The following is a 10,360-nucleotide window of genomic DNA, read 5'->3' as shown; positions in this document are numbered from 1 at the left end:
CAATTCAGAGTGCGGGAAACAGGTGGATACTTTTAAGTCAGTAAAAAAGCGCTCCGTAGAGCGCTCTTCAACTTTAACTAATCAAACTACCATTGGTTACGAAATATCGATCAACCTTTTGGCCTGTACTTTTGCTTCTTCCTTTTTTGGAAGGGCTATTTCCAGAACACCATTCTTGTAGGTTGCAGATATTTTACCACTATCTACAGAATCTGGCAAGCTAAAAGCTCTTCTAAAATTACTGTAGCTAAATTCTCTTCTGGTAAATCTACCCTGCTCTTCAGTTTTCTCAACCTCTTTTTTAGCTTCCGAAGAAATAGTTAGAACATCATTATCGAGTTCAATATTAAAATCTTCTTTTCCCTTTCCTGGAGCAGCAACTTCAACAGAAAAACTGTCCTCAGTTTCTCTAATATTTACTGCTGGAATACTGGTTCCAATACTATTCACGTTTGTAGTTCCACCAAGCCAGTCATTTTTGAACATATCATCAATCACTGATGGTAACCAACCTGTTTCATTTCGCTTAATAAGACTCATAGTTTTATGTTTTTAGATTAATAATCATTTTTGATTTCGTAGAAGGAATAGCAATTCCGGTACCATCAGGAAAAACATGCCTTTTTGTCGTTTTAATTCATTTATAACATGTCACAATGTCTCTTTTGTCTAATTTTTATCAAAAATCCGACTACTAAATCATGATTGCTTAATTTTATACTCAATCTTATTTGTATGAAGCAACTTTATAACCGCACTCTTTCATTCTTCAATGTACTTGAAAGCAAGATTGCGTTCTACCCTACATTACTTGCCTTCGCTGGATTCAACTTTGCCTTTTTTATGTTGTACCTCGAAAATCGAGGTATCTCGAAATTTTTATTGGAACATCTCCCTCCACTGGTTATTGAAAATGGCGATACCGCTATGACCATCTTAAGTTCACTAATCTCCGGACTTATTTCGATGATGGTTTTCAGCTTCTCAATGGTAATGTTACTACTCAGCAACGCCTCCAGCAATTTTACACCCAGATTGCTACCGGGATTGATTAGTGACAAACGGCATCAAATTATCCTTGGAATATTCTTATTCACTATCCTTTATTGCATATTCGTACTATTTGCAATACAACCTACCGGAGATGAGTATCAATTACCCGGGGTAGCTGTACTGCTAGGAATTCTTCAAACTGTGGTTTGCTTTTATTCTTTCATTTATTTTATCCATAATATTTCGCAAAGTATTCAGATTAGCAATATCCTACAGAATATTTACCAGGTGGCAAAAGACAGGCTACAGGAACTTGTAGACAAACAGAAATTTAAGGAAATTGAGTTTCAGGAGACAGAGAAATGGACCAGTTATCATAGCGTACAAAGCGGGTATCTTCAGAATATTTCTTTTACTAATCTCGTGGATATATGCGTGGAACACGATGTAAAAATCCATATTCTACCGGTCAAGGGAATATTTGTTCTAAGCGGTATTCCGCTATTTAAAGTCAACAAGGAAGTTGACGAAAAGATCGTAAAGTTGATATTATCTAATTTCAATTTTTCGAGAGAAGAATTGGTGGCCGATAATTATACGCTTGCTTTTAAACAAATAACCGAGATCATTGTAAAAGCAATGTCCCCGGGAATTAATGATCCTGGTACTGCGATCAATGGCATTGATTATCTCACGGAACTCCTTGCCTTAAGAATGCAAAAAAGAGATACCAGCTATATTTTTAGGGATGAAGAAGCTTACGTAAAACTAAATACGATAGATTTTGAAGATCTTTTGTATAATATCATGGCCTCAATTCGTACATATTGCAAACATGATATAACTTTGGTGCAGAAATTACTTCTGATGTTCTATTATCTTGAAAAGCAGGTAAAAAATAATAATGAATATTCTGAATGTTTACGTAAGGAAGCACAAAACCTACTTGTAGACGCCAGAAGTTCTATTGAAAATGAAGTGGATATTAACACTATTACTAATCTGGTTAAACGTTTTAATTTACAAACAACATAAGCATGGCGCTAACTAACAATGATATTTTTAAAAAACTAAGAGTTGCTCATAAACTTACTAATGATGATATCGTTAAGATTTGCGAACTCGTGGATTTCAAGGTGAGTAAAAGTGAACTTGGAGCGATCTTCAGAAGAGAAGATCATGATAAATACGTGGAATGTGGAGATCAATTCCTTCGTAACTTCCTTGATGGCTTGATCATCCATTTACGTGGACCAATGCCGAAGAAGAAGTAGCTTTAGACTTTAGACTTTAGACTTTAGACTTTAGACTTTAGACTTTAGACTTTAGACAAAATTAAAAAAGAGGAGTTGAAACTATTTTCAACTCCTCTTTTTATTTCTGAAAAACTAATTTTTAGCGAACCAGTTTTTTGTATTTGATACGTTTCGGCATTAGATCACCACCTAAACGCTTTTTCTTATTCTCTTCATAATCTGAGAAACTACCTTCAAAGAAGTACACCTGCGAATCTCCTTCGAAGGCTAGAATATGCGTACATATCCTATCCAGGAACCAACGGTCGTGAGAGATCACTACAGCACATCCTGCGAAGTTATCGAGACCTTCTTCCAAAGCACGAAGCGTGTTGACGTCAAGGTCATTGGTAGGCTCATCCAGAAGCAAAACGTTTCCTTCTTCTTTTAGAGTCATAGCAAGGTGCAACCTGTTTCTTTCTCCACCCGAAAGCATGTTCACTTTCTTATTCTGTTCGCTACCGCTAAAGTTAAACCTGCTTAAATAAGCTCTCGAATTAACCTGACGACCGCCCATCATGATCAGCTCCTGTTCATCACTAAAGTTCTGCCAGATAGTTTTTTCAGGGTCTATATTGGAATGGCTTTGATCCACATAAGCGATCTGGGCAGTTTCACCCACCTTGAAAGATCCTTTATCTGGAGCTTCCTCTCCCATTATCATTTTAAAGATCGTGGTCTTACCTGCACCGTTTGGTCCAATAATTCCAACAATTCCTGCCTGTGGCAACTGGAAGTTCAGGTCTTCATAAAGAAGTTTATCTCCAAAAGCTTTACTTACACCCTCAGCCTCGATCACATTTGTTCCCAATCGTGGTCCGTTTGGGATGTAGATTTCCAGCTTTTCATCCATTTGCTTTTGATCCTGACTAAGAAGTTTATCGTAATTCTTTAATCTTGCCTTCTGCTTGGACTGTCTTCCTTTCGGACTCATTCTTGACCATTCAAGCTCTCGTTCTAAAGTTTTCTGTCTTTTACTAGCTTGTTTTTGCTCCTGAGCAAGACGCTTTGATTTTTGATCTAACCATGAAGAGTAATTTCCTTTCCAAGGAATACCTTCTCCTCTGTCCAGTTCCAGAATCCATCCCGCTACATTATCAAGGAAATATCTATCGTGAGTTACCGCGATCACAGTACCCTTATATTGTTGCAGGTGATGCTCCAGCCAGTGTACCGACTCTGCATCAAGGTGGTTGGTAGGCTCATCAAGTAAAAGAACATCTGGTTCCTGAAGTAACAATCTACATAAAGCAACTCTTCTTCTTTCCCCTCCAGAAAGTACTCCGATCTTTTTATCTGGCTCTGGAGTTCTTAAAGCGTCCATTGCGATTTCCAGTTTCGTATCAAGTTCCCAGGCATTGCTGGCGTCAATCTTATCCTGAAGTTCTGCCTGCTTGTCCATGAGTTTCTGCATTTTATCTGCATCCTCATAAACTTCCGGCAACCCGAACATATCATTGATCTTGTTGTACTCATCAAGGATCGCTACGGTTTCAGCAGCTCCTTCTTTTACCACTTCCAGCACCGTTTTTTCATCATCAAGTTCCGGTTCCTGTTCCAACATTCCAACCGTATAATTAGGCGAGAACACCACATCACCCTGGAAGTTTGTGTCCTTCCCGGCTATAATATTCATCAAGGTAGATTTACCTGAACCGTTAAGACCAAGGATCCCGATCTTAGCGCCATAAAAGAAACTTAAATAGATATTTTTCAATACCGGTGTGTTTGCCTTCGGAAAGGTTTTGGTCACACCAGACATCGAAAAGATCACTTTTTTATCGTCTGACATATTTTTGTATAATTAATTTTCAATTGATTGCGAGTGCAAATATCCTGAAATTTTCAGAGAAATCAATTATCATGGATTTCCAATAATCTGCATAAAAGAAGTAATTGACCTGTATGGTACGCATTATGTTCAATTACCAGCATAACCTGTCTTATAATTGTATGTTCTGTTGAATTCAGGACTACATCATCCAGCGCATTTTCTTCGGAAGTAAAAAAGGTTTTTAAGCTCTCTCTATCTTGAAAGAATTGAGTTTTTAGATCTTTCCATTCCTCTTCATTATCTGGTTTTTGCTTTTCTGGCCAGTAATCCTTAGGCCAGTTCGCTGCTGAATACTCTTCACTAATAGAATAATCCAGAATGTCTTTTTGTGCATATACTATATGATAGAACAGTTCGTATATAGAGTAAGGCAGATTGTGAGGTCGTATTCCTATTTTATCAAAAGGGATTTCGGCGATCAAATTCTGAATAGGCATAAATGCTTTTCCGCCATCCAGATGTATCGCGATTTGCTTCTTTATAACATCTACATTCATATTAGATACGGCCTTTTAATGCATTGAACACCCAGGAAATAAAGAAAAATCCTATCCCGGTAACCGAAAACCCGATGGCATATTCCTTATATTTTAATACTCCTAATAATACTAATGCTGCACCAACTAAAAAGGTGAGAAAAGAGGCCCATGCGAAGATGGTGTTTTTGTTCATTGCCATAGATGCGATTTTAGTGTCCTTGTAATTATAATTAGCGCAATTAATCTGAAGAATTGCTGTCTTTTTGTATTTTAGCAAAAGCCATTTCTGAGTGAGAATTCTTAAAAATTATTCAGAAAATAGATTAATTTCGAATTAATCACATTAAAATAATCAAATTCCTGTAATAAATTCAAAATAATGGATATCAACTTCAATAAGAATGAAGATCATAACAAGTTACTGGTTTCCACATTAAGACAGAAACTTGCCAAGGTAAAATTAGGTGGTGGAGAGAAAAGAATAGAAAAACATCATGCAAAGGGCAAAATGACTGCGAGAGAGCGTATCAATTTCCTACTTGATGATGCTGAAAAAGCCATAGAGATCGGTGCTTTTGCCGGAGAAGGAATGTACGAAGAACACGGTGGCTGCCCTGGAGGTGGTGTTATAGTGAAGATTGGTCATGTTTCTGGGAAACAATGTATCGTGGTGGCAAACGATGCTACTGTAAAAGCCGGTGCATGGTTCCCCATAACAGGAAAAAAGAATCTCAGGGCTCAGGAGATCGCTATTGAAAACCGACTACCCATTATTTACCTGGTAGACAGTGCAGGAGTTTTTCTACCAATGCAGGATGAAATATTCCCTGATAAAGAACACTTCGGAAGGATCTTCAGAAACAATGCGGTAATGAGCAGTATGGGAATTACCCAGATAGCCGCCGTAATGGGTAGCTGTGTAGCTGGCGGAGCGTATCTTCCAATTATGAGTGACGAGGCGATTATCGTTGAAAAAACAGGAAGTATCTTTCTTGCCGGAAGTTATCTTGTAAAAGCTGCCATTGGAGAAAGTATCGATAATGAAACTCTTGGCGGAGCTACAACTCATTCAGAAATTAGCGGAGTAACAGATTACAAAGCGAAAGATGACAAAGATGCTCTTACCAAGATTCAGAATATCATGGATAAGATCGGGGATTTTGACAGAGCCGGTTTTAGCCACAAAAAGTCTGTGAAACCTAAAGAAGATCCAGATGAGATCTACGGAATTCTTCCGAAGAAAAGAAGTGATCAATACGATATGCGTAAGATCATAGAAAGACTGGTTGATAACTCTGAATTTGAAGAATATAAGGAAGGCTACGGCCAGACGATCATTACCGGTTATGCGCGTATTGATGGCTGGGCTGTTGGTATCGTGGCGAATCAGCGTAAGATCGTAAAGACGAAAAAAGGCGAAATGCAGTTTGGCGGAGTGATCTATTCAGATTCAGCAGACAAGGCGACACGATTTATTGCCAACTGTAACCAAAAGAAAATACCATTGGTGTTTTTACAGGATGTGACTGGTTTTATGGTTGGAAGTAAAAGTGAACATGGCGGGATCATAAAAGATGGAGCAAAAATGGTAAGTGCCGTAAGTAATTCGGTAGTACCAAAATTTACTATCATTCTGGGGAATTCCTATGGCGCTGGAAATTACGCGATGTGTGGAAAAGCTTATGACCCAAGATTGATCGCTGCCTGGCCAAGTGCAGAGCTCGCTGTGATGGGAGGAACTCAGGCTGCAAAGGTACTGGCACAAATCGAAACTGCTTCCCTGGCGAAGAAAGGCAAAAAGGTAGATGAAGCGAAAGAAAAAGAAGTTTTCGAGAAGCTTAAAGCGAAGTATAACGAACAAACCTCAGCATATTATGCTGCAGCCAGACTTTGGACAGATGCAGTGATAGAACCTAAAGATACCAGGAAATGGATTTCAATGGGAATTGAAGCTGCAGACCACGCCCCGATTGAAAAGGATTTCAATATGGGAGTTATCCAAACCTGATTTCTATGAAGAAACTGATAATTCTTTTGGTCATAATGATGGCCTGCCAGGGATATGCTCAGGATACGATTGATCTGAGACGTTCAAGGAAATACATTCCAAAAACGGCTTATCTCGCACAGTTCAAATCTATTCCTGATACCGTGGATGTTCGTTATATAAAAGGCGATTCTATGGTCCAGGTGCCAATGGATTATGATCCTTTTCGCGGTAAGAAGCAGGTTCGCTACGAACCTAAAGATTCGGCTTTTCTCAACACCTACAAAGCGGTGGTGTACGATACGGAAAACAAGGTCGATTCTTCTAGATTCATGCGTTACTGGAAAGATGAGCTTCGTATTTACTTTGATAAAAGTGTTCCTGAAGACGATGCAAGATTTCTTATGAATTTTGCGGAAAAACTATCTAGAGAAGTTGACTCTCTTAAGATTAGTCGGAATTTTATTAGGGAGAAGAGTAATTATATTGTTTATTATTTGAACGAAGATCACAAGACAGAACATGAACCTCGAATTGGCAATAAAAGTGGTTATTATGTAAGCTGGAATGGCAAAAGCCAGATCTATAAAGCTTCATTGAAAGTGAATACCGCGGTGGTTACCAATAATCTACTGAAAGAAAATCTACTGAAATATCATTTTTTCAAGTCCCTGGGATATTTCGCTTCCAGTAAGGATCTTAATTGTGAAAGTATCTTATCTGCCTGTAATTCTTTTAGAAGATTATCTGATGAAGATCTGGAACTATTGAAGTATCATTACTCATATGGTGTTTGTAAAGGTCAGTCTTTGAAAAGTTTTACCGAATTAACCAATAGCATGCAGGAGAAACTGAAAGAGGATCCTAATGCTCAATTATTTGTTATCCATGCAGAATAAATTATTATTTGTCGGCTTGCTGGTCTCATTGTTGCTATCAATGAACCTGGAAGCTCAGGTAGTTGGCTCAAATCATACTAATTATACTGAAGCTGATACTTTAAGAGGTTCGTTACGCCCTGAAAGATCCAATTACGATGTTACAAAGTATCACCTGGATCTTAAAGTGAACCCGGAAGCACGGTCAATTGCCGGTAGTAATGCCATACATTTCAAAGTTCTTGGCTCTCTGCCAGTGATGCAATTGGATCTATTCGAAAATATGCAGATAGACTCTATTGTACATCAAAACGCAAATCTGGAGTACACCCGTAAGTACAATGCGGTATTTGTAAATTTTGAAGAAGCTTTAAAAGAGAAAACTTCAGACTCTATTAAATTCTATTACCACGGAAATCCTATTGTAGCTAAGAACGCACCCTGGGATGGAGGTTTTGTCTGGGATACCGATGAAGACGGAAACCCTTGGGTAGGAGTTGCAGTGCAAGGAACCGGCGCAAGTCTCTGGTATCCTAACAAGGATCATCAAAGCGATGAACCGGATGCTGCTCAAATTGATATTGCGGTCCCAAACGGACTCATGAATGTTTCCAATGGTAGGTTTTTAGGCAAAGAAGAGTTGAAAGATGGATACACGAAGTGGAAATGGGCAGTAAAGAGTCCTATTAACAACTACAATATCATGATCAATATTGGGAATTATACTCATTTCTCTGATAAATTTAAAGATCTGGACTTGGATTATTACGTATTACCATACAACCTTGACAAAGCAAAAGAACAGTTCGAAGAAGTTCAGGATATGATGGCTTGTTTTTATGAAAAAATGGGTCCCTATCCTTTTGAGGAAGATGGATTTAAACTCGTAGAAACTCCTTATTTAGGCATGGAACACCAGTCGGCTGTGGCTTATGGGAACGAGTATATGAAAGGTTACCTTGGAAATGATCTTTCCGGAACCGGAATCGGATTACTTTGGGATTACATCATCATCCACGAATCTGGTCACGAGTGGTATGGGAATAGCATCACCGCTAAGGATATTGCAGATATGTGGATACAGGAAGGATTTACCAGTTATACTGAATCTATTTATGTAGAATGCCGTTGGGGTAAAGAAAAAGCTCAGGAATATCTGAAAGGAACAAGAAGAGGTATTAGTAATAACAACACAATCATTGGAGATTATGGCATTAATTCTGAAGGTTCCGGAGACATGTATTTTAAAGGAGCAAATCTTCTGAATATGATCAGAAGTATTTATGATGATGACGAACTATGGTGGAATACACTTAGAGACTATACCAGCACTTACAGACACAAAACCATTACTACAGAAGATACTGAGGCCTTTTTCGATAAAGCTACCACTGTGGATTTAAAACCGGTCTTCGATCAATATTTACGACATTCAGCATTACCGATATTACAACTAAAGCAAGGCGATGATCACTTCCAGTATCGATGGAAAGCAGATGTCATTAATTTTAGCATGCCTGTAGATGTTTTTATAGATGAAGAGGAGATAAGACTCGATGCCACTTCAGATTGGCAACGTTTTGAAACCGGTGAAGAACTGGATGAAGTCATACTAAATGATTTGGATTTCTATGTTCGGGTAGAAAAAATTAGGAACTGTTGTTTCGGGGTGAACTAATATGGCGTTTTTTATTCTTGTCTTCGTGGTATTCAGTGCGATTGCAGCTTACGACGCCATCAGCCACGGTTGGGTAGTTGCCCTAAGCCTGTTCGGTTCATCTCTGCTGTCTGCGTTTGCGGGGTCTGGTTTGCGAGGCAGTACCCACTCGGGTGTTAGAGCTACCATTGGAGGCCTTACCATGGCTGGTGTTTTTATGGCTGTTGCCCAGTGGCTCGGCACGAAGTACTCGGTAGGTTTTTATGGAACTCAACTGAGTGGGCATATGTGGAGCCTGATTGGGTTCGCGATTGGTTTTTTCTGTACATCAAAAAAATTTGTGGGCGGAAAGGTGAGCGGTTAGGTTGTATTTTTGGATCTGATCTAGAGACCCCGGACACCCATATCAAATCACCGCCATTAAAAAACTTCCCCCGGCCTCAAGGATCGGAGACCGGGGGAGGTGCTTGTTAATTGGTTGAGTGAGTTTCTTTTTGACTGTGAGCATTGAAAATAAACTCCTTCATCCACTCAATTCTTGCAACCAGTTCCTCGTCACCACACTTCTCTTTCTCATCAACCGCTCCTTCAAACAACGCTCCTGCAAATTCGGGATCGTTGAACCCCAGCCGGATTGCGGGGGTTAAGCCTGCAACAGGCATTCTCTCCCTTACCAGTTCTGCGTCAGCATCCGGCCCCGTTGTCTCTGGAGAAATGGTCTCGGTTAAGTACGTCAATACGTTCACCGCGTGATGCCACTGCTGAACCTTGTCCGGACAGCCAACCCTTTTGACTTCACTGAACAAGAGCAGCGCAACCTTGCTGGGACCCTCGGCCAGACCGTACAAAAGATACTGTGCAAACTGCCTGTTGAAGATCGTAGCCCCGAGCCCCAGATAGAACGAGTACGACAACAGGTTTCGCTGCCAGAACTCGGGAGGATCGGGAAACGTTCCATCTTCCCGGGCATAGTAGTACGGGATCAGCGTGAAAAAACCATTCGCCAATCTTTCACAAAACTCTGTACAGGTATCCAAGCTGTCTACCCAAGATCGTATAAGCTCGGGAGAGTTGACGGCACACTCGGGATCATAGATCGACACATCTGGTTCTTGCTGGGATGTTCTTTGAAGATTGTTCATTTTAAAGCTCCTTATAAATCTCCCGAATGGTAATGGCGAGGCAGGTTCGGGAGGGGAGCCTGTCATCGCTTTAGCTGCACTTGTATCCCGCCCGC

At 39.8% G+C, this 10,360-nt stretch carries 11 protein-coding genes; 6 read left to right on the top strand and 5 right to left on the bottom strand.

Translation table 11 applies throughout. The features are described from left to right. Positions 1-96 precede the first annotated feature (96 nt). Positions 97-540, bottom strand: coding sequence for an Hsp20/alpha crystallin family protein (locus QZ620_RS12020; RefSeq protein WP_295181963.1), 444 nt, complete (start codon positions 538-540; stop codon positions 97-99). Between the two features lie 195 nt (positions 541-735). On the opposite strand from QZ620_RS12020, the gene QZ620_RS12015 reads away from it, so the two are divergent. Both QZ620_RS12015 and QZ620_RS12010 read left to right on the top strand, forming a co-directional pair. Further along, a complete protein-coding gene (locus QZ620_RS12015) occupies positions 736-2,028 on the top strand; it encodes a DUF2254 domain-containing protein (RefSeq protein WP_295181961.1) in 1,293 nt (430 codons plus the stop codon). Positions 2,029-2,030: 2 nt separating this feature from the next. Then, complete coding sequence (locus QZ620_RS12010) at positions 2,031-2,267, top strand: DUF1456 family protein (protein WP_295181959.1); 237 nt, start codon at positions 2,031-2,033, stop codon at positions 2,265-2,267. Positions 2,268-2,388: 121 nt separating this feature from the next. Here the strand turns inward: QZ620_RS12010 and ettA are convergent, their stop codons facing one another. The 3 genes from ettA to QZ620_RS11995 all read right to left on the bottom strand — a co-directional run bounded on the left by ettA (position 2,389) and on the right by QZ620_RS11995 (position 4,800). Continuing rightward, complete coding sequence (gene ettA, locus QZ620_RS12005; protein WP_295181957.1) at positions 2,389-4,080, bottom strand: energy-dependent translational throttle protein EttA; 1,692 nt, start codon at positions 4,078-4,080, stop codon at positions 2,389-2,391. 62 nt (positions 4,081-4,142) lie between these two features. Continuing rightward, positions 4,143-4,619, bottom strand: coding sequence for a DinB family protein (locus QZ620_RS12000; protein ID WP_295181955.1), 477 nt, complete (start codon positions 4,617-4,619; stop codon positions 4,143-4,145). Position 4,620: 1 nt separating this feature from the next. Beyond that, on the bottom strand, positions 4,621-4,800 hold the full coding sequence (locus QZ620_RS11995) for a CAL67264 family membrane protein (RefSeq protein WP_141877153.1): 180 nt from the start codon (positions 4,798-4,800) through the stop codon (positions 4,621-4,623). Positions 4,801-4,980: 180 nt separating this feature from the next. On the opposite strand from QZ620_RS11995, the gene QZ620_RS11990 reads away from it, so the two are divergent. The 4 genes from QZ620_RS11990 to QZ620_RS11975 all read left to right on the top strand — a co-directional run bounded on the left by QZ620_RS11990 (position 4,981) and on the right by QZ620_RS11975 (position 9,487). Continuing rightward, positions 4,981-6,609, top strand: coding sequence for a carboxyl transferase domain-containing protein (locus tag QZ620_RS11990; protein WP_295181950.1), 1,629 nt, complete (start codon positions 4,981-4,983; stop codon positions 6,607-6,609). A 5-nt stretch (positions 6,610-6,614) separates the two neighbouring features. Further along, positions 6,615-7,487, top strand: a complete 873-nt coding sequence (locus QZ620_RS11985; protein WP_295181947.1) for a hypothetical protein — start codon at positions 6,615-6,617, stop codon at positions 7,485-7,487. Beyond that, positions 7,456-9,144, top strand: a complete 1,689-nt coding sequence (locus QZ620_RS11980; RefSeq protein ID WP_295181944.1) for a M1 family metallopeptidase — start codon at positions 7,456-7,458, stop codon at positions 9,142-9,144. Before QZ620_RS11985 ends, QZ620_RS11980 begins: the two co-directional genes overlap by 32 nt. Positions 9,145-9,274: 130 nt before the next feature. Next, positions 9,275-9,487: a hypothetical protein gene (locus QZ620_RS11975; protein WP_295181940.1), complete on the top strand. Its 213-nt coding sequence runs from the start codon at positions 9,275-9,277 to the stop codon at positions 9,485-9,487. Between the two features lie 106 nt (positions 9,488-9,593). On the opposite strand, the gene QZ620_RS11970 is transcribed toward QZ620_RS11975, so the two are convergent. Continuing rightward, the coding region (locus QZ620_RS11970) for a hypothetical protein (protein ID WP_295181938.1) at positions 9,594-10,360 on the bottom strand (767 nt) is incomplete at its 5' end.

The sequence above is a fragment of the uncultured Christiangramia sp. genome (assembly GCF_913046405.1).
In the GTDB taxonomy this organism is placed as follows: Bacteria; Bacteroidota; Bacteroidia; order Flavobacteriales; family Flavobacteriaceae; genus Christiangramia; species Christiangramia marina.
The sequence above is the reverse complement of the archived record's forward strand: the minus strand, read 5'-3'. Positions and strand labels throughout refer to the sequence as shown.